This is a genomic window from Streptomyces sp. NBC_00659 (assembly GCF_036226925.1).
Classification (GTDB): Bacteria; Actinomycetota; Actinomycetes; order Streptomycetales; family Streptomycetaceae; genus Streptomyces.
On the sequence record NZ_CP109031.1, the window covers coordinates 1,316,014 to 1,340,262 of the forward strand.

Annotated in this window: 24 protein-coding genes and 1 pseudogene; 11 read left to right on the plus strand and 14 right to left on the minus strand. The window is 70.8% G+C overall.

The genetic code is table 11. The features are described 5' to 3' along the window. Positions 1-24 precede the first annotated feature (24 nt). From aroC to OG410_RS05610, 6 genes and pseudogenes are all read right to left on the minus strand, one after another. The gene (gene aroC, locus OG410_RS05585; RefSeq protein ID WP_329298090.1) at positions 25-1,209 is read right to left on the minus strand and encodes a chorismate synthase; all 1,185 of its coding nucleotides are present in this window, start codon (positions 1,207-1,209) and stop codon (positions 25-27) included. 48 nt (positions 1,210-1,257) lie between these two features. Continuing rightward, positions 1,258-1,413, minus strand: a pseudogene (locus tag OG410_RS05590) (1,2-phenylacetyl-CoA epoxidase subunit PaaA); the annotation flags it as partial. A 36-nt stretch (positions 1,414-1,449) separates the two neighbouring features. After that, positions 1,450-2,019, minus strand: coding sequence for an acyltransferase (locus tag OG410_RS05595; RefSeq protein WP_329298091.1), 570 nt, complete (start codon positions 2,017-2,019; stop codon positions 1,450-1,452). Between the two features lie 64 nt (positions 2,020-2,083). Continuing rightward, positions 2,084-3,292, minus strand: coding sequence for an FAD-dependent monooxygenase (locus OG410_RS05600; protein ID WP_329298092.1), 1,209 nt, complete (start codon positions 3,290-3,292; stop codon positions 2,084-2,086). Positions 3,293-3,331: 39 nt separating this feature from the next. Then, positions 3,332-3,880, minus strand: a complete 549-nt coding sequence (locus OG410_RS05605) for a flavin reductase family protein (protein WP_329304027.1) — start codon at positions 3,878-3,880, stop codon at positions 3,332-3,334. A 2-nt stretch (positions 3,881-3,882) separates the two neighbouring features. Continuing rightward, positions 3,883-5,469, minus strand: a complete 1,587-nt coding sequence (locus OG410_RS05610) for a 4-hydroxyphenylacetate 3-hydroxylase N-terminal domain-containing protein (protein WP_329298093.1) — start codon at positions 5,467-5,469, stop codon at positions 3,883-3,885. Between the two features lie 270 nt (positions 5,470-5,739). Here OG410_RS05610 and OG410_RS05615 point away from each other — a divergent pair, with 270 nt between their 5' ends. The 7 genes from OG410_RS05615 to OG410_RS05645 all read left to right on the plus strand — a co-directional run bounded on the left by OG410_RS05615 (position 5,740) and on the right by OG410_RS05645 (position 12,358). Next, entirely contained in the window at positions 5,740-7,164 is a 1,425-nt protein-coding gene (locus tag OG410_RS05615) for a class II 3-deoxy-7-phosphoheptulonate synthase (protein ID WP_329298094.1), read from the plus strand. A 32-nt stretch (positions 7,165-7,196) separates the two neighbouring features. After that, the gene (locus OG410_RS05620) at positions 7,197-7,676 is read left to right on the plus strand and encodes a MaoC family dehydratase (RefSeq protein WP_329298095.1); all 480 of its coding nucleotides are present in this window, start codon (positions 7,197-7,199) and stop codon (positions 7,674-7,676) included. 183 nt (positions 7,677-7,859) lie between these two features. Further along, positions 7,860-8,543: a TetR/AcrR family transcriptional regulator gene (locus OG410_RS05625; protein WP_329298096.1), complete on the plus strand. Its 684-nt coding sequence runs from the start codon at positions 7,860-7,862 to the stop codon at positions 8,541-8,543. A 15-nt stretch (positions 8,544-8,558) separates the two neighbouring features. Next, on the plus strand, positions 8,559-9,290 hold the full coding sequence (locus tag OG410_RS05630) for a siderophore-interacting protein (protein WP_329298097.1): 732 nt from the start codon (positions 8,559-8,561) through the stop codon (positions 9,288-9,290). Between the two features lie 972 nt (positions 9,291-10,262). Next, positions 10,263-11,255 carry a dihydroxyacetone kinase subunit DhaK gene (gene dhaK / locus OG410_RS05635; RefSeq protein WP_329298098.1) on the plus strand — a complete coding sequence of 331 codons (993 nt, stop codon included), beginning with the start codon at positions 10,263-10,265 and terminating at the stop codon, positions 11,253-11,255. A gap of 94 nt (positions 11,256-11,349) precedes the next feature. Beyond that, positions 11,350-11,949, plus strand: a complete 600-nt coding sequence (gene dhaL / locus OG410_RS05640; protein ID WP_329298099.1) for a dihydroxyacetone kinase subunit DhaL — start codon at positions 11,350-11,352, stop codon at positions 11,947-11,949. After that, a complete protein-coding gene (locus OG410_RS05645; RefSeq protein ID WP_329298100.1) occupies positions 11,942-12,358 on the plus strand; it encodes a PTS fructose transporter subunit IIA in 417 nt (138 codons plus the stop codon). The genes dhaL and OG410_RS05645 overlap by 8 nt, the downstream gene beginning before the upstream one ends. A 149-nt stretch (positions 12,359-12,507) precedes the next feature. Here OG410_RS05645 and OG410_RS05650 read toward each other — a convergent pair whose 3' ends face one another. Further along, positions 12,508-13,173 (minus strand): TetR/AcrR family transcriptional regulator, encoded by a 666-nt coding sequence (locus OG410_RS05650; RefSeq protein ID WP_329298101.1) that lies wholly within the window; start codon positions 13,171-13,173, stop codon positions 12,508-12,510. Positions 13,174-13,339: 166 nt separating this feature from the next. On the opposite strand from OG410_RS05650, the gene OG410_RS05655 reads away from it, so the two are divergent. Further along, a complete protein-coding gene (locus OG410_RS05655) occupies positions 13,340-14,104 on the plus strand; it encodes an SDR family NAD(P)-dependent oxidoreductase (RefSeq protein ID WP_329298102.1) in 765 nt (254 codons plus the stop codon). Positions 14,105-14,118: 14 nt separating this feature from the next. On the opposite strand, the gene OG410_RS05660 is transcribed toward OG410_RS05655, so the two are convergent. After that, the gene (locus tag OG410_RS05660) at positions 14,119-14,829 is read right to left on the minus strand and encodes a glycoside hydrolase family 75 protein (RefSeq protein WP_329298103.1); all 711 of its coding nucleotides are present in this window, start codon (positions 14,827-14,829) and stop codon (positions 14,119-14,121) included. A gap of 365 nt (positions 14,830-15,194) precedes the next feature. Between OG410_RS05660 and OG410_RS05665 the strand changes: the two genes are divergently transcribed. Both OG410_RS05665 and OG410_RS05670 read left to right on the plus strand, forming a co-directional pair. After that, positions 15,195-16,175 (plus strand): fibronectin type III domain-containing protein, encoded by a 981-nt coding sequence (locus tag OG410_RS05665; protein WP_329298104.1) that lies wholly within the window; start codon positions 15,195-15,197, stop codon positions 16,173-16,175. 186 nt (positions 16,176-16,361) lie between these two features. Further along, positions 16,362-16,925 carry a hypothetical protein gene (locus OG410_RS05670; RefSeq protein WP_329298105.1) on the plus strand — a complete coding sequence of 188 codons (564 nt, stop codon included), beginning with the start codon at positions 16,362-16,364 and terminating at the stop codon, positions 16,923-16,925. A 176-nt stretch (positions 16,926-17,101) separates the two neighbouring features. Here OG410_RS05670 and OG410_RS05675 read toward each other — a convergent pair whose 3' ends face one another. From OG410_RS05675 to OG410_RS05695, 5 genes are all read right to left on the minus strand, one after another. Next, entirely contained in the window at positions 17,102-17,656 is a 555-nt protein-coding gene (locus OG410_RS05675; RefSeq protein ID WP_329298106.1) for a PadR family transcriptional regulator, read from the minus strand. A gap of 173 nt (positions 17,657-17,829) precedes the next feature. Then, the gene (locus OG410_RS05680; RefSeq protein WP_326789464.1) at positions 17,830-18,279 is read right to left on the minus strand and encodes a spore-associated protein; all 450 of its coding nucleotides are present in this window, start codon (positions 18,277-18,279) and stop codon (positions 17,830-17,832) included. A gap of 210 nt (positions 18,280-18,489) precedes the next feature. Beyond that, a complete protein-coding gene (locus OG410_RS05685; RefSeq protein WP_329298107.1) occupies positions 18,490-20,505 on the minus strand; it encodes an NADPH-dependent 2,4-dienoyl-CoA reductase in 2,016 nt (671 codons plus the stop codon). Positions 20,506-20,744: 239 nt separating this feature from the next. Then, on the minus strand, positions 20,745-21,548 hold the full coding sequence (locus tag OG410_RS05690) for an alpha/beta fold hydrolase (RefSeq protein ID WP_329298108.1): 804 nt from the start codon (positions 21,546-21,548) through the stop codon (positions 20,745-20,747). Positions 21,549-21,658: 110 nt separating this feature from the next. Continuing rightward, positions 21,659-22,453: a putative protein N(5)-glutamine methyltransferase gene (locus OG410_RS05695; protein WP_329298109.1), complete on the minus strand. Its 795-nt coding sequence runs from the start codon at positions 22,451-22,453 to the stop codon at positions 21,659-21,661. Between the two features lie 409 nt (positions 22,454-22,862). Here OG410_RS05695 and OG410_RS05700 point away from each other — a divergent pair, with 409 nt between their 5' ends. Further along, positions 22,863-23,288, plus strand: a complete 426-nt coding sequence (locus OG410_RS05700; protein WP_329304028.1) for a MarR family winged helix-turn-helix transcriptional regulator — start codon at positions 22,863-22,865, stop codon at positions 23,286-23,288. Between the two features lie 17 nt (positions 23,289-23,305). On the opposite strand, the gene OG410_RS05705 is transcribed toward OG410_RS05700, so the two are convergent. Beyond that, positions 23,306-24,076 (minus strand): GNAT family N-acetyltransferase, encoded by a 771-nt coding sequence (locus OG410_RS05705; protein ID WP_329298110.1) that lies wholly within the window; start codon positions 24,074-24,076, stop codon positions 23,306-23,308. Positions 24,077-24,249 lie beyond the last annotated feature (173 nt).

The following is a 24,249-nucleotide window of genomic DNA, read 5'->3' on the forward strand; positions in this document are numbered from 1 at the left end:
CGACCCGCGGCCCGCCGGAACCGCTCACCGGATCCGTAGGTTGTCGAGGTACGAGGTCACGTTTCGCCGGGTCTCCGGCACGCTGTCACCGCCGAACTTCTCCGCGACGGCGTCCGCCAGTACCAGAGCGACCATGGCCTCGGCGACGATCCCGGCAGCCGGCACCGCGCACACGTCCGAGCGCTGGTGGTGCGCCTTGGCCGCCTCACCGGTGGCCACATCGATCGTGGCCAGCGCGCGCGGCACGGTGGCGATCGGCTTCATCGCCGCCCGCACCCGCAGCAGCTCACCCGTGGTCAGCCCGCCCTCCGTGCCACCCGAGCGTCCCGAAGCCCGCTTCACGCCGTCCTCGGTGGCCAGGATCTCGTCGTGCGCCTTCGAACCCGGCACCCGCGCCAGCTCGAATCCGTCGCCGACCTCGACACCCTTGATGGCCTGGATCCCCATCAGCGCACCGGCCAGCCGGGCATCCAGTCTGCGGTCCCAGTGCACATGTGAACCAAGACCGACCGGCACCCCGTAGGCAAGGACTTCCACGACACCCCCGAGGGTGTCACCGTCTTCGTGGGCCTTGTCGATCTCGGTGACCATCGCTCTGCCGGCGTCCGCGTCCAGGCAGCGCGCCGGGTCCGCGTCCAGGTCATGCACATCGGAGGGTTTGGGATACACCCCGTACGGCGCCTTCGCGGCAGCCAGCTCCACCACATGGGAGACGATCTCGATCCCCACGGCCTCCTTCAGGTACGACCGCGCGATCGCACCCAGCGCGACCCGGGCCGCGGTCTCCCTCGCGGAGGCCCGCTCCAGAATCGGCCGCGCCTCGTCGAAGCCGTACTTCTGCATGCCCGCCAGGTCCGCGTGACCGGGCCGGGGCCGGGTCAGCGGCGCATTGCGGGCGAGGTCCCTGAGCACGGCCGGGTCGACCGGGTCGGCCGCCATGACCTGCTCCCACTTCGGCCACTCGGTGTTGCCCACCATGACCGCCACCGGGGAGCCCAAGGTCAGCCCGTGCCGGACGCCACCGAGGAAGGTGACCTCGTCCCGCTCGAACCTCATCCGCGCCCCGCGCCCGTATCCGAGACGCCGCCGTGCCAGATGGTCCGCCACCATCTCCGTGGTGATCGGCACGCCGGCGGGAAGTCCCTCCAGCGTCGCGACAAGCGCGGGTCCGTGCGACTCCCCCGCGGTCAGCCAGCGCAACCTACCCATGATCGCCGGGATCCCTTCGTCGACTTGCAGATGCTCAGCGGGAGTTCACACTTCGGAGTGGGCGTGCTGGGCGACCTGCCGGATCCGAGTCGCGCGACAGGGCTCGGGCATCCAGTCCCTGGGCTCGATGCGCCCGTCGTCGGCGATGATCCGGTCGAGGTGCCGCTGAAGCCGATCGGCTTCAGCGGCCACGGACGTGGTCATCGCTCTCTTCACGCCTGCCTCTCTCGCTGCCCCGGCTCAGCGGGCCCGGAATTCGTGCAGAGTGACGTGCTCGGGTTCAGCGGGGGCAGTGTCGTCAGCAGCGACGCGCTCGGTCGCGGCCTCCGTCGGATGAAGCCCGCTGAGGCAGCGTTGCGCCAGCTTCTGGTACTGGCCGGTGCCGTTGCCCTTCCAGGCGACCTCGTCCGCGGTGAGCTCCCGGATCACCCTGGCCGGACTTCCCGTCACGAGGTGCCGTTCCGGTACGTGGAAACCGCTCTTGACGAAGCTGCCCGCGCCGACGAACGCCTGGTTCCCCACTACTACGCCGTCCATCAGCACGGCCTTGATGCCGATGAGGCTGTCCCGGCCCACCCTGCTCCCGTGCAACACGCTGCCGTGCCCCACATGGCCGTCCTCCTCGACGACCGTGTCGGCCCCGGGGAAGCAGTGCAGGACACAGCTGTCCTGCACGTTGGAACCCGCTCGCATCTCGATGTGCCCGAAGTCACCTCGCAGACTCGCGAGGGGACCGACGTAGCACCCTGGTCCGACGACGACCGAACCGATCAGGACGGCGTCCGGATGGACGAAGGCCGTGGGGTGCACGACAGGTATGTTTCCTTCGAAGGAATAAATCCGTGCCATGGTTTTCCTCACCGTTCGTCGACCGTCAGACCGGAGCCGGAGCCGAGGGAGACCGCAACTGGCCGAGGGCGTCGTGCCCGTGGATCCAGGCGACGTCGTCGGGCAGCGAGGCCAGCCGGATATTGCGCGCCTGTGCTTCGGGCCCGTCGGGCAGCTGGAAGCAGTCGGCGTTCTTACGGGAGCCGGCCTGCAGCAGACGAGTGCGCGGCCGCCGCAGCTGCTCGTACGTACGCAGGGCTGCTGCGACCCCGTCGGCATCCGCACCGCCGAGGACGTGGGCGAGGACCACCGCATCCTCCAGCGACTGGTTCGCGCCCTGGCCGTGGTGCGGCAGCATCGCGTGGGCGGCGTCACCGAGCAGCGTCACCGGCCCCGAACTCCACGTCCGCTGCGGTTCCCGGTCGTACAGGGCCCAGCGTCCGGGCCGCTCGCAGGCCGCCAGAATGTCGGTGACGAACGGATGCCACCCTGCGAAGGCCGCCAGCAGCTCGGCCGTGTCTCCCTCCGTGGACCAGGACTCGACCGTCCAGTCGTGATCGGGAACGACAGCCAGGAAGTTCAGGGCGCTCCCGCCCGCCACGGGATAGGCGATGAAGTGTCTGCCGGGGCCGAGCCACAGCCACAGGACGGGCTCGGCAAGCTGAGGAACGTGACGCAGACGTTCCATGGGAATCAAGGCTCGGTACCCACTGGTGCCCGAGAACACGGCGGCCTCGGGGCCGAAGACGCTGTGACGCACCACCGAATGGATACCGTCCGCCCCGATCACCGCGTCGGCTTCCGACTCGGTACCGTCAGCGAAACGGATCACGGCCCCGTGATCCGTTCTCTCGACCTCGGTGCAGCGCGCCCCCAGGCGCACGTGCCCCATGCCCAGTCGGGCCAGGAGCGCCTGTTGAACGGCTGCCCGCTCCACGGTCCAGAAGGGGGCCTCGAACCGTTCCTCGTACGCTCCGGCCAGGGGGTGCGACACCATGCACCGCCCCGTATTCCAATGCCGGAAGTCGGCGCGTAGGGGTTCGACCGCCGATCCCTTCAGGGTCTCGGCCACTCCCAGCTCCCGGAACACCCTGTGGCCGTTCGCGCCGACTGCGATACCGGCCCCTTGGTGTGCCACTTCCGTCGACTGCTCGTGGACAACCACCTCGATGCCCCGCTGCCGTAGTCCGATGGCTGCGGCCAGACCGCCGATGCCGCCACCCACGACCGCCACGTACGGACGCCTCCCGGCCATGTTGCCTCCTCTCCGTGTTCGCTGCTGGGGATCTGCTGGTCACTTCGGCGGCGCGACGCCGGTGAAGTTGCCGCGGTGGAAGACCAACGGGTCGTCGTCGCGGGACGCCGCGCCAAGAACACGTCCGACGACGAGCACGTGGTCACCCAGCCTCTGGGTCAGGTGCAGCTCGCATTCGAGGGTTCCGGGGCCGTCGGGCAGGACCAGGCACCCGGTCCGCGGGCCGACGACCCATTCCGCGGCCTCCTCCACCGGAGGACGCTCCGCGGCAGGTGTCGTGAGGACGCCGACCAGCGAACGCGACCGGTTCCCCATGAACGAGACGGCCCACTGACCTGTCGTCCGCACGCGTTCCAGAAAGGTGGAATCGCCACGCAGACACATCGACACGAGCGGTGGGTCGAGCGACACCGACGTGAACGAGTTCACGGCGATGGCGTCGTGGCAGGGGCCGGACGGGCCGTCGAAGCGCGTCGAGACCGCGCACACGCCGGTCACGAACTGCCCCAAAATGTGCCTCAGACGGCTCTTGTCGAGGACATCGGTGGCTCCAGGCGGCGCGGTGGAGCCGGCCGGAGCCACGGGCATCGTCACCGTGTGGCCTCGGCCACCGACGCCGGGCTCAACGCACCGGTACCGACGACGGTGGTGTCCTCGGGGTTGATGAGGTCCGGGACCTTCCAACCGTTCTCGTCGTACTCGGACAGGCACTGGTCGACGAGCTGCTTGTACTGGTCGAACTTGCCCGAGGCCTGCTGGGCATGGAGTGCTTCGAAGCGGATCTGCTCGTGGTTGCCCGCGTAGTTCATTTCGTACAGCTCCCACCGGGCGCCGAACTCTGTCCCGACGGCGTCCCAGGCCAGCTTCATGAGCTTGACCCGGTCGATCGCCTCGACGCCCAGACCGCGGACGTACTTGTCCAGGTAGGGCCGGACTTCGGGGTCCGACCAGTCACGCGCGTGAGAGTTGTTGTAGATCAGGGCACTGCCCAGATCCCGCAGGAAGATCTCGCGGACCTTGGGGAAGATGGAGGAGGAGAGGACGCGGAAGGCCAGCGCCGTCTCACCGTTCGGAGTGACGGTTCCGTCGGACCACTTGGTCGGGTTCTCAGCCATGGAGTCCACCAGGGCCCAGAACATGTTGCGATAGGCGAGTACCTCACCGAGGCGGCTCTGCACACCGCGGAATTCCGAAGTCCCCGTTGTTTCCAGTCCCTTGGCGAGCAGACCGGTCATGAAGTCCATCTTCACCGCGAAGCGGACGCAGGCGTGGAACATGGCCCGGTAGAAGAACCCCGAGCCGTAGAAGAAGTTGTTCGCCTTGTCCACGTCGTAGCAGAAGACGTTCTCCCACGGAATGAGTACCTGGTCGAATACCAGGATCCCGTCGTTCTCGTCGAAGCGGCTGCTCAACGGCTGGTCGAAGGGGCTGCTGACCGTGGCCGCGGAGAATTCGTACGACGGCCGGGAGATCACCTTCAGGCCCGGGCTGTTGGTCGGCACGATGAAGTACGCGGAGAAGTCCTTGGCCCCGTCGGGAATGCGCCCGTAGCTCCCGATGAAGATGTGCTGGGCCACCGCCGCACCCGTGCCCACCACCTTGGCCCCGGAGACAACGAGGCCGGCGTCCGTCTCCCGGTCCACCGTCAGCATCACGTCCCTGAGTTCGGTGAGCCCCCGGTTGCGGTCTATCGGCGGGTTGACGATGCCGTGGCCGATGAACAGGACGTTCTCCTGCGCCTTGCGGTACCAGGTGGACGCGTTGTCCTCGAACGGCGCGTAGTGCTCCTTGTTGGATCCCAGGGTGGACAGGAAGGCGGCCTTGAAATCCGGGGTGCGGCCGAGCCAGCCGTACGTCATCCGCGCCCACTCCTCCATGGCGCGCGCGGAAGCCTTCAAGTCCCCCGAGGTGTAGGGCGCCTTGAAGTAGGGGTGGGTGAACCCTCCGTTGCCGGTGTCCGTGGGAACGACAAGCTTGCTGTTGCGCTCGGGGTCGTGCAGCGCGTCGTACAGCCGGGCCACCATGCGGGCGTTGTTCCGGAAGGCGGGGTGGGTGGTCACATCCTCCACCCGCTCGCCGTAGATCCTCACTTCCCGGCCGTCACGGAGACTCTGCAGATACTCGTCCCCGGTCTGCGGACGGGTTACGGTCCCGGGCGGGTTGGTGGTGCTGCTCATGGAGGGATCACCTTTCGAGGCCGGTCGTCTGGCAGACACAGGGCGCCGAGCTGCTTCATCTGCCGTGTTCTGCGCCTGGGCGAAATCCTTCAACAGGCGGACCCGTCCCGACAGTCGGCCGCTGAGGCTAGTGCCTGGGTATTAGATCCGCTCTTCTAGCCTCAACGACCCACTGCACACGCCTTGTCCGCCCGTGCCAGGCTGCGCCGCACGGCCAACCGCGGCCCCGGTGCCCGCCCGCCCTGGACAGAAGGCGTTGAGGTTCTCTCCGTGGAAAATTCGAATCTCGAATCGTGGCGGGCCCTGCCCGCAGCACAGCAGCCCGACTGGCCCGACCCTGCCGCGCTGCACTCGACCCTGTCGGCCCTGGCATCCGCGCCGCCCCTGGTGTTCGCGAGGGAGTGCGACACTCTCCTCGACCGCCTCGGCGAGGTGGCTCGCGGCAAGGCCTTTCTGCTTCAGGGCGGTGACTGTGCCGAGACACTGGATTCCGTCAGCGCGGAATCCGTCCGCAACAAGCTGGAGGTCCTGCTCCAGATGGCCGCCGTGCTCACGTACGCGGCGGCTGTCCCCGTGGTCAAGGTCGGCCGCCTCGCCGGCCAGTACGCGAAACCTCGCTCGCAACCCACCGAGACCCGAGACGGCGTCACCTTGCCCTCGTACCGGGGCGATGCCGTCAACGGGCTGGAGTTCACCGCCCGATCCCGCTACCCCGACCCGGCCCGTCTCCAGCGCGTCTACCACGCGTCCGCCGCGACCCTCAATCTGCTGCGGGCCCTCACCGCCTCAGGGCACGCGGATCTCGACCACGTGCACGAGTGGAATCGTGACTTCGTGGCCCTCTCCCCCGCGGGCCGCCGCTACGAACGGCTGGCGGACGAGATCGACGCGGCACTCGGCTTCATCCGCGCCTGCGGCATGAACACTTCGACGCTGCGCACCACAGAGGTGTTCGCCAGCCACGAAGCACTGTTGCTCGACTACGAGTCGGCCCTCGTGCGCACGGACCCCGACACCGGACGCAGGTACGCCCTGTCCGGACACATGCTCTGGATCGGTGAACGGACCCGCCAACTGCACGGTGCCCACGTCGCGTTCGCGGCCCAGGTGAGCAACCCTCTCGGCGTCAAGCTGGGACCCGACGCCGGCGCCGATGACGTACGGGCTCTGATCGACCGGCTGGATCCGCACCGCACGCCCGGCCGTCTGACGTTCGTCGCGCGGATGGGACGCGGCCGGGTACGCGAGCAACTGCCCGGACTGGTCGAGGCCGTGCGCACGACCGGTGCGGAAGTGGTGTGGGCATGCGACCCCATGCACGGAAACACCTTCACCGCGCCGAGTGGGCACAAGACCCGGCACTTCGAGGACATCCTCGACGAGATCACCGGATTCTTCGAGGTGCACAGGGCGCTCGGCAGTCATCCCGGCGGTGTGCACGTGGAGTTGACGGGCGAGGACGTCACCGAGTGCGTGGGCGGAGGCAACGAGGTCCTCTCCGACCAATTGCATCTGCGGTACGAGACGGCCTGCGATCCGCGCCTCAACCGCGGGCAGTCGATGGATCTGGCATTCCGGGTCGCCGAGTGGTACAGCGCCGAGAAGCGCCGCCTCACCCCGCCGCGGCCCGGTCCCGTCGCCACCGACCCACCGGCCGTGCCCGCCCGCGCGGACTACGCGGCATCCCTCACCTGAGCACCGCCTTCCAAGGACGGAGGACAGGCACTGTGCGGCACTTCGAGCACTTTCCCGTCGGCAGCATCTACGAGCTGGGGGCCACCCGGCTCACCAGCGAGGACATCATCGACTACGCGCGCTCCTGGGATCCCATGCCCTTCCACCTGGATCCGGAGGCCGCCCGCGACTCCCCCTTCGGCGGCCTCGTGGCCAGCGGCTGGCACACCGGAGCCGTGATCATGCGCCAGTTCGTGCAGGCGCTGCTCGCCGACTCCGCATGCCGAGGGTCGTACGGAATGGATGAGGTCCGCTTTCTGAATCCCGTACGCCCGGGTGACGAACTACGCGGGCAGGTCACGGTGGAAGACGCCTCACTGCATCCCAAGCGCCCGGGCACGGGCACGGTCCACTTCGTCGTCGAGGCAGTCAATCAGCGGAATGAACCGGTGTACCGGATGCGCACGCGGCTGCTGTTCGGCGTCGCGCGGTCCGCCGACGCGGCTCCCGGAACCCGGGTGGCTCAATCCTGATCCGACCGTACGTCGGCAGTCCCAGGACTCCCGTTTCTCCCCGTCCCCCGTCGGGGAGAAACGGGATCTGACGCATGATTCTTTGACTATACGCACCGTTGCGTCTAATCTTTCTTGTGGTCGACCTGCCGGACAGGCCCCTGCCCAAGGCCGGCCGACCCGCCGCGACGAGGAGGACCGACCGTGGACGAGCAGCACAGCGCACCGCGGTCGGACATCGAACTCCCGGAGCGACACCCCAAGGCCGTGCCACGACGCAGAGAAGCCGCACGAGTCGCTGTCCTGCGCGCCGCCGGCGATCTGCTGACCGATCTCGGATTCCACGCCATGACGGTCAGCGCCATCGCCGAGCGCGCCGGGGTCGCGAAGCAGACCATCTACCGACGGTGGCGATCGAAAGTGAGCATCCTTCTCGACGTCCTGGAGGAAGACCTTCGAGACGGAGCGCCCTGGCCACCCCGGGCCGAAGACGCGCCGGCCGCGCTGGAACACCACACCACCCACCTGATCCACGTCTTCACGCAGTCCTCCACGGGGCACGTCCTGTTCGCCCTCATCGGCCACGCGCTGCAGGACCCGGCGACCGCAGCCACGCTTCGCGGTCAGGTACTGACGCGCCAACTCCAGTACGACCGCGCACGACTGGGTGACGCCCTCACCTCCGGCCCGGTCCCCACCCCCGTCCTGAACAGGCACGACGCCGACCAGCTCCTCGACCTGACGGTGGGCCCCGCCTTCTACCGGGCCTTCATGACGGGACAACCGATGGATCCCGGATTCGTCAAACGCCTGACCGTCGCCGCCCTGGCTCCCCGGCACGACTCTCCGTGCGCCGGACTCCGCCCCTTCCCCGGCCCGTCCCGCTGAAAGGCTGTCCCCCATATGTTCCGCGCACGCCGGACCCGCTACGCCGCCACGGTGAAGTCGGTCTCCCGCATCGCCCCGCGCATGGCACGCGTCAGCCTCGAAGGGCCCGGCATGTCGGCCTTCCGCTGCGACGAACCCACACAGTGGGTGAAGCTGTTCGTGACCGATCCCCTCGACGGACAGACCGTCGGCCGCGCCTACACCGTGCGCCACTACTCCTCCGCGGAGCCGCGTATCGACATTGATGTCGTCCTGCACGGCAAGGGCCCGGCGGCACGATGGGCGGAAGCCGCCGCGCCGGGCCAAGAGGTCTCCTTCGGCGACCCCAGGGGAGCCTTCCGCCCTGACGCAGACGCCACGTTCTACCTGCTGGCAGGAGACGAAAGCGCCCAGCCCGCGGTCCTCACCATCGCCGAGAGCCTGCCACCCGGTATGCGTGGCGCCGTTTACCTGGAAGTGGAAGGGCCTCAGGCCGAGACCGAAGTGAGCGCGCAGGCCGACCTGGACATCATCTGGGTCCACCGAACCACTGGCCGGCCGAAGGGGGAAGCCCTCCGGGACGCCGTCCTCAAAGCCCCCCATCCGCGCGAGCACGTCGCGGCGTGGGCAGCCGGGGAGTCCGGCGCCGTCAAGGACATCCGCCGCCACTTCACGGAAGGCATCGGCCTGGACCGGCGCCGCGCCTACGCGAAGGGCTACTGGAAGCTGGACGAGGCGGACCATCGCGATCCGCTGGCCTCGGACTGACGACACCGGACGCCATCCTTGAGGAGCGGCTCCGCGCCACGACCGAAAAGCTGGACGGGCTGGAGGCGACACCGGGCGGCGAGGCCGCAGCGGTCCGGCCCGGGGCGTCCGGCCTCCTTGAGATCGAATCGGTCCTGGGTTCGTCTGCACGACCCTGTCGAGGAACGCGGCAAGATCGGCGCGGCGTCGCGCCTCTGCGGCCTGGAAAGGGCGGTGCGGGTTCGCCGCAAGGGCGGATACGCTACGCGTCCCGAGATGGCGGAGACAGCAGCGTCCACCGTCGGCGTAGAAGGCTTCGAAGCCCTCCCTCATCAGCACCTGATTGCGCTGGTGAAGCTCGTTCGGACGATCAGGCCCCTCATCGAGGGCATCGGCGGTGCTCACCAGATGGCCGGTCGGCCTGGCGAAAGCCTCCGAGGCCGAGCAGGGCCGTCATGCGGCTCGGCCGGTATTGCTTCAAGAATTTCCGCCACCCAGCGGTGCCGGGCGGAACCGTCGTGAACCCGGTCCGTACCGTTCTCGGCGAATAACTCGGTGCTGTTTATCGTGGAGCGGTAAGGAAAGTGCTTCGACTCCGACAAGCCGCCAGAATCGTCGGAGCCGAGATTTCCGCACACCAGGTCGCCAAGGGATTCGAGCGCCCTCTTTCCGAACTCCATGCCGGAGCCCCCCTCCCCGCCACTGTCACGTCGGCCACGAGCACGTACCCCCTCATGGCGACCCGCCCCCAGACGACGACAGCAGAGCGTTTTCGACCATGCGCGCACCCGCCCGGGCGTCCGCGCGCGTGACCTTCGGTGCCGCAAGGTCAATACTGCGAAGGACAGCACTCCCGCCGACCCGCATACGACCGTCCCCGCGAACGGTCCCCGCAAAAGCGGGGACCGTCGCGAGCAAGAGCTATCCACACCAGGTTCGACCAGGGAAAACGCAGGTCAGAAACTCGTTTGTCGATCTCGCCAGGAGGTTCCCATGAAGATGCTCATCAACGTGGCGGAGACGGTGGTGGCGGACGCGCTGCGGGGCATGGCGGCGGCCCATCCGGAGCTGACGGTGGACGTCGACAACCGCGTGATCGTACGCAGGGACGCACCGGTCGCGGGAAGGGTGGGCCTCGTCTCCGGCGGCGGGTCCGGGCACGAGCCGCTGCACGGCGGATTCGTGGGCCCCGGCATGCTGTCGGCGGCATGCCCCGGTGAGGTGTTCACGTCCCCGGTTCCTGATCAGATGGTGCGGGCCGCGGCGGCCGTGGACAGCGGCGCGGGCGTGCTGTTCATCGTGAAGAACTACACCGGCGACGTCCTCAACTTCGACATGGCGGCGGAGCTGGCCGAGGACGAGGGCATCCGGATCGCCAAGGTCCTGGTCAACGACGACGTGGCCGTCACCGACAGCCTGTACACGGCCGGCCGGCGCGGAACGGGCGCGACGCTGTTCGTGGAGAAGATCGCGGGCGCCGCCGCCGAGGAGGGCGCGCCCCTGGAGGCGGTCGAGGCACTGGCGCGGAAGGTCAACGAGCGCTCCCGCAGTTTCGGCGTCGCGCTCAGCGCCTGTACCACTCCGGCCAAGGGCAGCCCGACGTTCGATCTGCCGGCCGGGGAGCTCGAACTCGGTGTCGGCATCCACGGCGAGCCGGGCCGGGAGCGGCGCGCGATGATGACCTCGCGCGAGATCGCCGACTTCTCGGTGCACGCCATCCTGGACGACCTCGCGCCGCGCAATCCGGTGCTGCTCCTCGTCAACGGCATGGGCGCCACCCCGCTGCTGGAGCTGTACGGCTTCAACGCGGAGGTGCAACGGGTGCTGGCCGAGCGCGGCATCCCCGTGGCACGCACGCTGGTCGGCAACTACGTCACCTCCCTCGACATGGCGGGTGCCTCGGTGACCCTGTGCGAGGTGGACGAGGACCTGCTGCGCCTGTGGGACGCGCCGGTGAAGACACCGGGGCTGCGCTGGGGCGTGTGAACCCCCGCCGGTGGGCCTGGTACGGCAACCGGGCCCGGCTCACCGGCTCTTGACCGGCAATCAGGTCAACTCCCCTACCACGCAAGGAGATTCCGTGCTCGACGCCGAATTCTTCCGCCGCTGGATGACCGTGACCGCCGCATCGGTGGACCGCGAGGCGGAGCGGCTCACCGACCTGGACTCGCCCATCGGCGACGCCGACCACGGCAGCAATCTGCAGCGCGGATTCGCCGCCGTGACCGCCACGCTGGAGAAGGAGGCTCCGGACACCCCCGGGGCCGTACTCACGCTCGCCGGGAGGCAGTTGATCTCGACGGTCGGTGGCGCGTCCGGGCCGCTGTACGGAACGCTGCTGCGCCGGACCGGCAAGGCGCTCGGGGACGCCGCCGAGGTCACCGACGGACAGTTCACGGACGCGCTGCGCACGGGCGTCGACGCGGTCATGGCACTGGGCGGGGCCGCGCCCGGCGACAAGACCATGATCGACGCGCTGGTACCCGCGGTCGACGCGCTCGCCGAGTCGTTCGCCGCGGCGAAGTCCGCCGCCGAGGAGGGTGCCCTGGCGACGACACCCCTACAGGCCCGCAAGGGCCGGGCGAGTTATCTGGGCGAGCGGAGCATCGGGCATCAGGACCCGGGCGCCACGTCCTCGGCCCTGCTGATCGCGGCACTGGTGGAGGCGGCGGGTGAGTGACACCGAGGGACGGCGCGTCGGCATAGTGCTGGTCTCGCACAGCGCCGCCGTCGCCGCGTCCGTGGCCGAGCTGGCGAAGGGCCTGGCCGGCGGCGGGGCGCTCGCTCCGGTCGCGCCGGCGGGGGGCACCCTGGACGGGGGGCTCGGTACCAGCGCGGACGTCATCGCCGCCGCCGCGGCCTCCGTGGACCGCGGTGCCGGGGTCGCCGTGCTCACCGACCTGGGCAGCGCCGTGCTCACCGTCAAGGCGTTGCTCGCCGAGGGCGACGAACTGCCGGACGGCACACGGCTGGTGGACGCCCCCTTCGTCGAGGGGGCGGTGGCCGCCGTCGTCACGGCCTCGGCGGGCGCCGACCTCGCGGCGGTGGAGGCCGCGGCGGCGGAGGCGTACACCTACCGGAAGGTGTGAGGGCCGTCGTCGGGGCGGGCGCCGGGAAGCGCGAGGGCCGCCGTCAGGTACGGGCAGCGGGACGCGTCAGCGCCAGCATCAGGTTAGGGGCACCAGGACGCGTCAGCACCGCCGTCAGGTACGGGCGCCGGGAGGAGTGAGGGCCCGGGTCAGGTGATTCCGTTCGCCGCGGCCACCAGGGCCGAGCGGATGGTCCCGGCCAGTTCCGCCCGGGCCGTCGCGGGATCGGGCTCCACGTCGTCGGTGCGCCAGGCATAGTGCTCGACCGCCGCGCGCAGCGCCGCGTTGAGCATGGCGGCCTGGATCTCCGAACGCAGGTCGACGGCGCCCATCCCGGCCCGGTCGGCGAGCGCGCGGGCGAACACCGGCTCGGCCTCGTCATGGGCCTGAAGCCAGACGGCACGCAGCCCCGGCTCGGTACGCGTGAGCCTCAGCAGCGTACGGACCCCCGGCGGCTCCGGCCTCGCCATCAGCACCTCGCCGTTCGTGGACGCCTGCTCCAGCGCGTCCTCCAGGGGGGTGCCCTCGGGCCAGGCCCGCAGCGCCGCGGCGATCGCGTCGATCCCGGCCGCGAACAGCGGGCTCACGCACGCCTCCTTGCCCGGGAAGTAGCGCCACAGGGTCCGCGTGGACAGGCCGACGGCCTGGGCGATCTGGTCCCCGGTGGTGGCGGTCACCCCTTGGTCCACGAACAGTTCCACCGCGGCGCGGGCGATCTCCAGCCGGATCTCGGCCTTGCGTTCGTCGGTGAGCGGCGGCCGCCCGGTACGGCCGCGGCCCTGGCCGGGGTGTTCGTCGATCGCGCCGTCCGGCACTGATGACTCCTCGGTTCTCGGTTCGTCCGCATATGCCGCCCGGGACTGCGGCTGCGCCGATTCTAGCGATCTCCCTTCGAAGACTTTCTGTCATTCAGCGACAATAAGTCGTACCGTGGCGGCGCGGCACCTCGCCCGCACTCGCACACACCCTTGGGAGAACGTCATGAGCACCACTGGAGCGGACGGCCGCAGCGTCATCGTCACCGGCGCCGGCTCGGGCATCGGCCGTGCCACCGCCCTCGCCTTCGCGGCCCAGGGCGCACGGGTGGTCGTGGCCGATCTCAACGCCGAGGGCGCCGCGTCGGTGGCCGGCGAGATAGAGGCGGCCGACGGCAGCGCCGTGGCCGTGACGGGCGACCTCAGCGAGCAGGAGGTCGTCGACCGGGTGACCGCGACCGCGGTGGAGCGGTTCGGCGGTGTGGACGTACTGGTGAACAACGCCGGGATCATGGACCGCATGTCGGCGGTGGCCGAGGTCAGCGACGCGGAGTGGGAGCGGGTCATCCGGGTCAACCTCACGGCCCCGTTCCTGCTGACCCGGGCGGTGCTGCCGCACATGCTCGCCGCGGGCAAGGGAGTCGTCGTGAACACCGCCTCGGAGGCAGGCCTGCGCGGCAGTGCCGCCGGGGCCGCGTACACCGCCTCGAAGCACGGCATCGTGGGGCTCACGAAGTCCCTCGCCGTGATGTACCGGGGCAAGGGCATCCGCGCCAACGCCATCGCCCCCGGCGGCACCAGCACCGGTATCACCGTGGACATCGAGGCGGGCGCGCACGGCCCGGCCGTCCTCGGCGCCTACATGGGCAACGTCGGCCGGCTCGCCGAGGCCGAGGAGCAGGCCGCGGCGATCGTGTTCCTCGCCTCGGACGCGGCCAGCAACGTCAACGGCGTGATCCTGCCCGTCGACAACGGCTGGGCCGCCGTCTGACGACGGGACAGTCCTCAGCCCCCGCCCAGGAGTTTCCGGGCCAGCCGCTCCCCCGCCTCCACCGCCGCGGCATGATCCTGGATGGGTAACACCCGGGCGTCCTTGAACACGAGGTAGGTGACCCCGGCAGGAGTACCGCCGCCACGGGGATCGGCGCGGATTCCGAGCCCCGCGGCCGTCGCGTACGAGGCCTCGCCGATGATGTCCTGCGGGCCGGTGTCACCGACGACGGCGTACTGGACGCGGTCCCGGTAGATCACGACCGCCACCGAGCCGGGCCCGATGCCGTGGTCCCGGTAGTTCCAGATGTCACTCGGCGCCGGGACGACGACGTAGGGCAGGGTCTCTGCGCTCAGGTATCGGCCGTCGGGCTGCTGGAAGGCCGTGGACCCGGAGAAGAGCGGGTCGGTGTTGCTGTTGCACAGGGGGCCCGGTCTGCCGTCGCAGTCGATGTCCATGTCGGCCGTCCAGAAGACCGCGCCCGGGACACCGCAGACCGGGATGGCGGCCCGGGTGCCGTCGTCGCTGCGGTATCGCCCGTGCGAGACGGGGGTGCAGCCGCCGAGTTTCGCCAGCAGGTCGGCGGCTCGGACGGAGCCCTCCCGTGCGGGTGCGACGGGGCTTCCCGGGCGGCCCGTGGTGGGGGTCGTGGACAGCACCGCCGGGACCGAGGCGAGCAGGGCGGCTGCCGCGGCCGCGGCCAGCGTCAGCGACTGGACACGCACGATGGGAGACCCTCTCCTGGGGGGCATGGACGCTCATCTGCCCAAATCTGGTGGTCCTCCGAGAGCGCGTCCACCGGGAGGGGGCCGGACGGTGCACGGCCGCTTCCGCGGGCGCCGCACGGCCCAGCGGCCCGAGCCGGACCCGACTCCGACCGCTCGGCCGCGCGCGTCGGCGCGGGATCAGCGACGACAGCGTTCCGCGCCGTGGGCAGGAACTCCCCTGACAGTGGGACGAGTTCACACCGCGTCGGGATCAGCATACGTACCCCCGCGACGGTCCGGTCGACGACGTCCGCCCTCTTGATGTGGTCGCGTCACCCGTGTCTTATAGGTACAGACCAATCCCGTCGAGGGAGGGCAGACCCGTGCGACGCGTTCCCCCCACCGTCCCGCGCGCCGTGGTGTGCGGAGCGCTGCTCACGCTCACCTCCTGCGGATGGGGCTCCCCGACGTCCGTCGAGGGCGAACGGCTGCCCGCGGCGACGGGCGTGACCGCCGCCGCGGGCAGCTCGACCAGCGTGCACGTCATGTGGAACCTGACCACCGAGGACCCGAGGATCACCCGCTACGAGGTGTATCGCGGCACCACCAAGGTCAAGGAAGTACCCGGTTCGGAGCACATGGTGGACATCACCCGGCTCGAACCGTCCACCTCGTACGTCTTCAGGGTCCGGGCCCGCAACGCGGACGGGGTCCCGGGGCCGCTCAGCCGACCCGCGCGGGCCACCACCCCGGCGGCGGTCGCGGCCGACCGCACCGCGCCCACCCGCCCCGGCGGCCCGCACGGGAGGACCGTGGGCGGCCGGGCGGTCCAGCTGTCCTGGACCAGGTCCTCCGACGCGCGGGGCGTGGCCTCGTACGACATCTACCAGGGCACGTCGAAGATCCACAGTGTGGGCGGCACACAGACGGCTGCTGTCGTCACCGGGCTGCGGCCGGGCACGGCCTACGTCTTCACCGTGCGGGCCCGCGACGCCGCGGACAACGTCTCGGCGCCGAGTAGCTCCGTCCGGATCACCACCACGCCGGGGCCCGCCGACGACCGGAGCACGGCACCGGCCGATTTCCGGGCGACGACCCACCGGCGCGACGGGGCGTACTACATCGACCTGGCGTGGACGGCGCCCGAGGTCGACGGGGTGATCACGGAGTACCGGATCCAGCTCGACGGGCATGACGTGACCTCGCTCGTCTGGGGCGGCAGCCCGCCCCGCGGCACCTGCAACCACAGCTTCTACGTCGGCCGGGAGGCGGACGTGACGCACCGGGTACGGCTCCGGGCGAAGCTGCCCGACGGCACGTGGGGCGCGCTGTCCGCGGAGCGCTCCGTGACGACGGGCCGCTGACCACCACCGCCCCGGAATCGGCGCCGCCCAGTCCGCCGGACGATGGAATTCGTCACCTGCCCGGTCCCCGTCCGCATGCGCGCCCCGGCCGGGGCGCATTGGCTCGCACCGAGGCAGCACAGGCCTTTCCAATCCTCGGCGGTGCATGGGATGTACCGCCAACCGTGCCGCTGGAGGGCAGTTCCTATGCGTACCACTCAGAGACTTCTCCGCTCCGGCCTGACCGTGGCCGCCACCGCTGCGCTTCCGCTCACCCTGGCCGCGCCGGCGGCCGTCGCATGGGGTTCCGGGATCTCCGTGAGCACCAGTGGCACCTCGGTCTCGGTCACCACCAGCGCCTGCCCCAGCAACGGAAGCAGCTTCGGCAACGCCTCGCTGCTCTCCAGCGGGCAGACGAACTTCGCCCAGGGGCGCCAGATGCCGCTCACCGGGACGAGCAGCAACCAGTCGGCGGCCTGGACGGGCGTGAGCCCCGGAACGTTCACGGTGATCGTCGTCTGCCAGGACGGCACGACGGCGGGCACCCAGGCGATCGTCGTCGCGGCCAGCGCGGCCCCCACGGCCTCCGCGACCCCCACGATCTCGACGACGGTCTCACCGTCACCGTCGCGCGGTGTCATGGGCGGACTCGGCGGGGCCGTGAAGGACTACGGCACGGCCACGGTCGTCGGCGGCGGCGCCCTGGTCGTGACCGGCACGGTCGCGGCGGCCTGGTTCCTGCGCCGCCGCTCCAAGCCCCACCGGCTCTGATCCGGGGCCCGTCGCGACCGGAGCGGGCGGCCGCCTTGTGCCGGGTTCGGCCGCCTCGGGCCTCGGTCCAACCGTCCTGAGCCGGGATTCGGCCGCGCCGTGCCGGGCTCCTCATGGAACGGATCCGCTCTCCGGCCGGACGTACGCCCGGCCGTGGCCGGGCACCCGGGCGACGCTCAGTCGCTCGCCCGCATGCTCTCGAACTCGGCCAGGGCGTGGGTCAGCCACTGGGTCCAGAAGGTCTCCAGGTCGATACCGGCCCTCAGGACGAGATGGCGCAGCCGGTCCTCGGGCGTGCTCTTCTCCGGCGGGAAGTCCCGGTCCTGGATCTGCTCGTACTCGGCCAACTGGCTTCGGTGCAGTGCGAGATGGCGGCGCAGATCGGCCTCGACGCCCTCGACGCCCGCGGCGCCGACGACGGCCGCGGCGCGCAGGCGCAGCAGCATCGTGTCGCGCAGCGGCTTCGGGTCCTGCGAGGCGGCGGTCCAACGGGCGAGTTCGGCGCGGCCCGCGGGCAGGACCTCGTAACTCTTCTTCTGACCCCGGGCGTGCTGCTCGGGGGGAAGCGCCTTGATGTATCCCTCGGCCTCCAGTTTTCCCAGCTCGCGATAGATCTGCTGATGCGTCGCCGACCAGAAGTAGCCGATCGACTTGTCGAACCGCCGGGTCAGTTCGAGGCCGGACGAGGGCTTCTCGAGCAGGGCGGTGAGGATCGCGTGCGGGAGTGACATGAGGTCATCCTAGGGAGCGCCCGGGGCGCCGCCCGGTGTCCGGCCGCGCTCCGCCGGACACCGCGACAGGGCACTCGCCCCGGCGGGACTCGGTGAGTCCCGCCGGGGCGAGTCGGGTCAGGCGTCCCCGCACGGCCACCGGGTGGCGCGCGGTGGCCGTGCGGAGCGGCGGGTCAGCGGGTGAACGTGACGCGCTGCTCCTTGAAGGCGCCGCAGTTGGAGCCGGACACCTGGGTGTACACGTTCTTGATCTGGCCACCCCAGTCGACGCAGTGGCCCTTGCCGTACACGTACGTCGGTCCCGCGTACGACGTGTACAGCCCGTAGTCGTCGTCGCCCAGGCCGGTGTCGGAGACGTAGACCCATGCGGCCATTTCCACGGCGGTACCCGGGCTGTTGCGGATGGTGGTGACGCAGTTCTTGCCGTTCGAGGAGTTGTACGTCAGGTACACGGTGCCCAGAGAGCCGACGGGCGCCGAGTTCACCGTCTTGTAGGCGCTGCCGCAGACCTTCTGCGGCGTGGTGTTGGCCGCGGCCGAGGCGGGCGCCGCCATGGCCGTGGTGGCCCCCACCATCAGGGCGGCGAAGGCACCGGCCATCAGGGCGGAACGGTTGAATCGCATATTTCCCCCTTGCGATCATTGGAGACGTTTGCTCCTGCCTGATGTGACCTGCGACACTCCAAAACGGTTGTGCTTCTCCGCGAAATTTGTGCGGCCGGCACGGCGTGCGGCGGGCGGGCCCGGCCGCGCGGACCGCCCACCACCACCGCCGTCGACCAGGTGAAGGTGCTCCCCCAGCGGGTCTCCCGGCGGGTCTCCCGGCGCGGGACCCTAGAGCGCCGCCGCCAGCTCCGTGCCCTGCTTGATGGCCCGCTTGGCGTCGAGTTCGGCGGCCACGTCGGCGCCGCCGATGAGGTGGACACCGCGGCCCGTGGCGCGCAGCGCCTCGTACAGGTCGCGGCGCGGCTCCTGTCCGGTGCACAGCACGATCGTGTCGACCTCCAGGACCTGGCTGTGCCCGTCGACGGTGACGTGCAGTCCGGCGTCGTCGATCCGGTCGTACTGGACGCCCGGAACCATGGTGACGCCCCGGTGCTTGAGTTCCGTGCGGTGGATCCAGCCGGTCGTCTTGCCGAGTCCGGCGCCGACCTTGGAGGCCTTGCGCTGGAGGAGGTGCACGGTGCGCGGCGGGGCGGGCCGTTCGGGGGCGGCGAGACCGCCGGGGGTCCGGTAGTCCATGTCGACACCCCAGCCGCGGAAGTACGTCGCCGGGTCCTCGCTCGCCTTGTCGCCACTGTCGGTGAGGAACTCGGCGACGTCGAAGCCGATGCCGCCGGCGCCGAGGATGGCCACGCGGTCGCCGACGGGCGCTCCGTCGCGCAGGACGTCGAGGTAGCCGACGACGCTCGGGTGGTCGACGCCCGGGATCTCCGGGGTGCGCGGGCTGACGCCGGCGGCGACGACGACCTCGTCGTACGTCGCCAGGTTCTCCACGGTGGCCGGCGTGTTCAACCGGACCTCCACGCCGTGGAGTTCGAGCTGGGTCCGGAAGTAGCGGATGGTCTCGTCGAACTCCTGCTTGCCGGGCACCTTGCGGGCCACGTTGAGCTGCCCGCCGATGTCGTCCGCGGCGTCGAACAGCGTGACGTCGTGGCCGCGTTCGGCGGCGCTGACGGCGCAGGCGAGGCCGGCGGGCCCGGCGCCCACGACGGCGACGGTCTTGCGCAGCCGGGTCGGCGCGAGGACGAGCTCCGTCTCGTGGCAGGCGCGCGGGTTGACCAGACAGGAGGTGATCTTGCCACTGAAGGTGTGGTCGAGGCAGGCCTGGTTGCACCCGATGCAGGTGTTGATGGCTTCCGGGCGTCCGGCCTCGGCCTTGGCGACGAAGTCGGGGTCGGCGAGCATCGGCCGGGCCAGCGAGACCATGTCGGCGTGGCCGTCGGCGAGCAACTGCTCGGCGATCTCGGGGGTGTTGATGCGGTTGGTGGTCACCAGCGGGATCGAGACGGAGCCCATGACCTTCTTGGTCACCCAGGCGTACGCGCCGCGCGGCACCGAGGTCGCGATGGTGGGGATACGGGCCTCGTGCCAGCCGATACCGGTGTTGATGATCGTCGCTCCGGCGGCCTCGACGGCCCGCGCGAGCGTGATGACCTCGTCGAGCGAGGAGCCGCCGGGCACCAGGTCGAGCATCGACAGACGGTAGATGACGATGAAGTCGTCACCCACGGCCTCGCGTACGCGGCGGACGATCTCGACGGGGAAGCGCATCCGGTTCTCGTACGAGCCGCCCCAGCGGTCGTCGCGCCGGTTGGCCTGGAGGGCGATGAACTCGTTGATCAGGTAGCCCTCGGAGCCCATGATCTCGACGCCGTCGTAGCCGGCCTGCCGGGCGAGCCGGGCGGCGCGGGCGTAGTCGTCGATGGTCTGCTCGATCTCGGCGTCGCTGAGCTCGTGCGGCACGAAGGGGCTGATCGGGGCCTGGAGCGCGCTGGGGGCCACCAGGTCCTGGTGGTAGGCGTACCGGCCGAAGTGCAGGATCTGCATCGCGATCTTCCCGCCCTCGCGGTGCACCGCGGCGGTGATCTCGGCGTGCTGCTCGGCCTCGGCCTCGGTGGTCAGCTTGGCGCCGCCCTCGTAGGGCCGTCCGGCGTCGTTGGGCGCGATGCCACCGGTGACGATCAGGCCCACGCCGCCTCGCGCGCGGGCGGCGTAGAACTCCGCCATGCGCTCGAAGCCGCGCTCGGCCTCCTCCAGGCCCACGTGCATGGAGCCCATGAGCACGCGGTTGGGCAGGGTGGTGAAGCCCAGGTCGAGCGGGTTCAGCAGATGCGGGTAACGGCTCATCGGGCCCTCCGTGCACGGTGTCGTCGTACGTCTGTTGTAGACGACGGGCCGCGCCTTATGCAACTAGTTGCACAATGAGGAGGATCACTCGGCGGGAAGTCGGGGGAAACCCCGGCGCGTGCCGAAGGAACACGCAGCGCGGACCCAGGGAGCACGCGGCGCCGGCCGGACGGCATCGGCACGGGCCGAAGGAACACATGGCGCAGACCGGGGAACACCGGCGCGGGCCGGAGGCGGGGTCAGCCGAGGGCGACCCGGGCCACGAGTTCGGCGACCGTGTCCGGCTGCTCGACCATCACCAGGTGGCCCGCGTCGGGGACCGAGACCAGGGTCACGCCCGGGGCTGCTTCCAGTCCGGCGCGCTCGTCCTCCGCCAGACCGACGTCGTCGCGGTCGCCGCGCACGACCCAGGCGGGCACACCCGACTCGCGGAGCCGCGAGACCAGATCCGGGTACCGGTCCAGATAGTCGAAATAGTGCCGGATCACCTGGCGGCAGAACGCCGGGTCGTTCTTCTCGAACTCGGCGGTCAGCGCCTCACGCCGGGCCCGGGGCAGTTGGCTCACCATGACGCGGGGCGTCAGTTTGACCAGACCGGACCAGGTCAGCGCCCCGATGCCGGGCACCCGCCCGAGGCTGTTGGCGATCGCGAGCGCCTTGTCCTCGTCGGATGCCGAGAACGTGGGCGAGAGCAGGACGACGGGACCGGTGAAGTGCCCGCCGGCCGCCATCTCCAGGGCGACGTTGGCGCCGATGCTGTGGCCGACCACGACGTCGCAGGCCCGCTCCGCGGCCAGGGCGCCCGCCAGCGCCGCGTAGTTCTCCATGGAGAGATCGTGCGGCGGCGTGGTGCCCGCGTGCCCCGGCAGGGTCGCGGCCACCAGCCGCACCGGCGCGGAGGCGAGCGGCGGCGCGGCCATCAGATCGTCGTAGAACGCGGTGCTGCACATCCCGCCGGGCAGCAGCAGCACCCGGGTGCCCGCGTCCGCGGGCCCCGACTCCTTGATGTCCCACGCGTCGAACGTCCGGGGGGTGCTGCTCATGTCCGGGCCTCCCTCTGTCACCTGCCGTCAGCCGGAGTGTGGCGCGCGGGACGGCGCGATCGGCCGACCGAGGGCCGAACGCGGCATGTCGCCACGTCCGGCCCGCCCGGTCAGGGCTTCACGCCGATCACCACGTTGGCGTACCTCTCCTCCGAGACGGCCAGGCGCGCGATCAGCCCGGCGCGGGCGAAGGCCTCGACGGCCGTGGGCGCCTGGCGCTCGCTCGTCTCGACGAGGACGCAGCCGCCGCGGGCCAGCCAGCGCGGCGCCTCGGCGGCGACGCGGCGCGCGAGGTCGAGTCCGTCGGCGCCGCCGTCGAGGGCGACCAGGGGTTCGTGGTCCCGGGCCTCCGAGGGCAGCAGGCCGACCTCGTCGGTCGGGACGTACGGCACGTTGGCGGCCAGGACGTCGACCCGGCCGCGCAGCGTGGCGGGCAGTGCCGCGAAGAGGTCCCCCTCGTGGACCCGGCCCGCGAACGGCGCGACATTGCGGCGGGCGCAGCGCACCGCCGCCGGGTCGATGTCGGCGGCGTGCAGCTCGGGACCGCCGAGGGACGCCGCCAGCGCGGCGCCCACCGCGCCCGAGCCGCAGCACAGGTCCACCACGACGGACGCGCCGTGCGCGAGCGCGACCGCCTGCTCGACGAGGAACTCGGTACGGCGGCGCGGCACGAAGACACCGGGGTCGAGGCCGATGCGCAGACCGTGGAACTCGGCCCAGCCGAGGACGTGTTCGAGGGGCAGTCCCGCGACGCGGCGGTCCACCATCGCGGAGGCCTCGTCCGGGGTGCGGGCGGCGGAGCGGATCAGCTCCGCCTCGTCCTCGGCGAAGACACAGCCGGCGGAGCGGAGCGCGGCAACCATGGGGTCTGCCGCGTCGGGAACGTCAGGAGAGAGAGGAGGCATGAAGCCGAGGGCCTTTCGACGAACCGAAGGGCGCTCCCACGGCCACCGTCAGACGGCGACCGCGTTGCCTGGAGAGGAGAGCACCCGACCTGACACAGCGGTAATGGGTCTCACCTCCTCGGCCACTCGTCGGCCGAGACGGTCCTCGGCCGGGACGGTCACCTTACAGGAGCGATCAGCCGATGGAGGGCGAACGGCGACTCTCTTGCGCCGACCGCTCACCGCCGGATCCACTCGGGCCGACATACGTGACTCTCACCCCTCCTGTCCCAAGTTGTACTATGCAACCAGGGCGGCTCAGGGAGGTCCTGTCATGGCATCCGAAGGGTCCGGTGAGCACGCCGTCACCACCGGAACACCGGCCGACGGCGTGACGGCCGAAGCGGCGGTGGAGATCATCCAGCGGGAGATGACCGTGTTCGCCCGGAGGGCTCGCGCCTCGGCGGGGCGCATGCATCCGGAGCTGTCCCTGGTCTCGTACACCCTCCTCGGCCACTTGGAGGAGGTCGGCGGCTGCCGGGCCACGGACCTCGCCGCGCACTACGCGCTGGACAAGTCGACGGTGAGCCGTCAGGTGGCGGCGCTGGAGCGGGCCGGGCTGATCGGGCGGCGCACGGACCCGGAGGATCACCGCGTCCAGGTGCTGTATCCGACCGCAGCGGGCACGGAGATCCTCGCCCAGGTGACGCGCAGCCGCCGGACGGCGTTCCGCGAGCGGCTCGCGGGCTGGCCCGAAGAGGACCTCGCCCGCTTCGCGTCGTATCTGCTGCGCTACAACGCCGCGGCCCCCGTCCTCGTCACGGGGAAGCCGGAATCAGGGCCGCGGAGCGACTGACCCGGCTTCCTGTGGTGTCACCCCACGCCCTCGGTCCCGCCGTCGCCCAGGTGTTCGGGCACCCGTGCGGCCATGAAGCGGACCCTGCGGCGCAGCCGGAATCCCAGCGACTCGTAGAGGCGGATGGCGCCGGTGTTGCTCGCGGCGGTGTGCAGGAACGGGGTCTCACCGCGCTCCCGGATGCCGTGGGCGACGGCCAGGATCAGACGTGTGGCCAGGCCCTCGCCGCGGTGGCCGGGGTCCGTGCAGACCGCGCTGATCTCGGTCCAGCCCGGCGGGTGGAGCCGCTCGCCCGCCATGGCGACCAGGGCGCCGTCGCGGCGGATTCCGAGATACGTCCCCAGCTCGACCGTGCGCGGCTCGAACGGGCCCGGCTGGGTCCGTTCCACCAGGTCCAGCATGTCCGGCACGTCGGCGGGGCCGAGCCGTACCGCCTCGGCGTCGGGCGCCGCGTCCAGCCCGTCGTCCACGAGCTGGACTCCCTCGAGGCTGAAGACCACCTCCCAGCCGTCCGGGGTCCGCCCGTCGAAACCGGCCAGCGGGGCATCGCCCCCGGGGCCCACCAGGGCCGCCAGGTCCGACCAGTCGGCGGCGCCGGGATCATCGGGCAGCGCCAGCCACGGAGACACGTCCAGCGGGTAGCGCAGCACACGCCCACGCCGTTCGGCGAAGTGCGCGTGGGGCCCTGTGAGGGAGCCGAGCGCCGGGTTGTCGAGAGGGTGACGGCCGGCGGGGGTCTCCTGCGTCTCCGGGCCCTCGAACCGTGTGGAGACGTACGCCTCGGTCATCTGCTCCCTCACTCTCCTTCGCTGTGGTCACCGGTCACCGTGACACCGCTCACCGATGGTGCGTGTACGAGCCACCGGAGTCGGCTTCAGGAGCAAGGAGGATCGGGGCGCGGCTATTCCCGGGCTCCGGAAGAGTTCATACGTACGCAATGATCAGCGCCCGGTACCGGCTC

Coding starts and splice junctions, on each gene's coding strand:
- aroC (WP_329298090.1), bottom strand. CDS start 1,209: ATGGGTAGGTTGCGCTGGCTGACCGCGGGGGAGTCGCACGGACCCGCG.
- OG410_RS05600 (WP_329298092.1), bottom strand. CDS start 3,292: ATGGCCGGGAGGCGTCCGTACGTGGCGGTCGTGGGTGGCGGCATCGGC.
- OG410_RS05605 (WP_329304027.1), bottom strand. CDS start 3,880: ATGCCCGTGGCTCCGGCCGGCTCCACCGCGCCGCCTGGAGCCACCGAT.
- OG410_RS05610 (WP_329298093.1), bottom strand. CDS start 5,469: ATGAGCAGCACCACCAACCCGCCCGGGACCGTAACCCGTCCGCAGACC.
- OG410_RS05630 (WP_329298097.1), top strand. CDS start 8,559: ATGTTCCGCGCACGCCGGACCCGCTACGCCGCCACGGTGAAGTCGGTC.
- dhaK (WP_329298098.1), top strand. CDS start 10,263: ATGAAGATGCTCATCAACGTGGCGGAGACGGTGGTGGCGGACGCGCTG.
- OG410_RS05655 (WP_329298102.1), top strand. CDS start 13,340: ATGAGCACCACTGGAGCGGACGGCCGCAGCGTCATCGTCACCGGCGCC.
- OG410_RS05670 (WP_329298105.1), top strand. CDS start 16,362: ATGCGTACCACTCAGAGACTTCTCCGCTCCGGCCTGACCGTGGCCGCC.
- OG410_RS05675 (WP_329298106.1), bottom strand. CDS start 17,656: ATGTCACTCCCGCACGCGATCCTCACCGCCCTGCTCGAGAAGCCCTCG.
- OG410_RS05680 (WP_326789464.1), bottom strand. CDS start 18,279: ATGCGATTCAACCGTTCCGCCCTGATGGCCGGTGCCTTCGCCGCCCTG.
- OG410_RS05685 (WP_329298107.1), bottom strand. CDS start 20,505: ATGAGCCGTTACCCGCATCTGCTGAACCCGCTCGACCTGGGCTTCACC.
- OG410_RS05690 (WP_329298108.1), bottom strand. CDS start 21,548: ATGAGCAGCACCCCCCGGACGTTCGACGCGTGGGACATCAAGGAGTCG.
- OG410_RS05695 (WP_329298109.1), bottom strand. CDS start 22,453: ATGCCTCCTCTCTCTCCTGACGTTCCCGACGCGGCAGACCCCATGGTT.
- OG410_RS05700 (WP_329304028.1), top strand. CDS start 22,863: ATGACCGTGTTCGCCCGGAGGGCTCGCGCCTCGGCGGGGCGCATGCAT.
- OG410_RS05705 (WP_329298110.1), bottom strand. CDS start 24,076: ATGACCGAGGCGTACGTCTCCACACGGTTCGAGGGCCCGGAGACGCAG.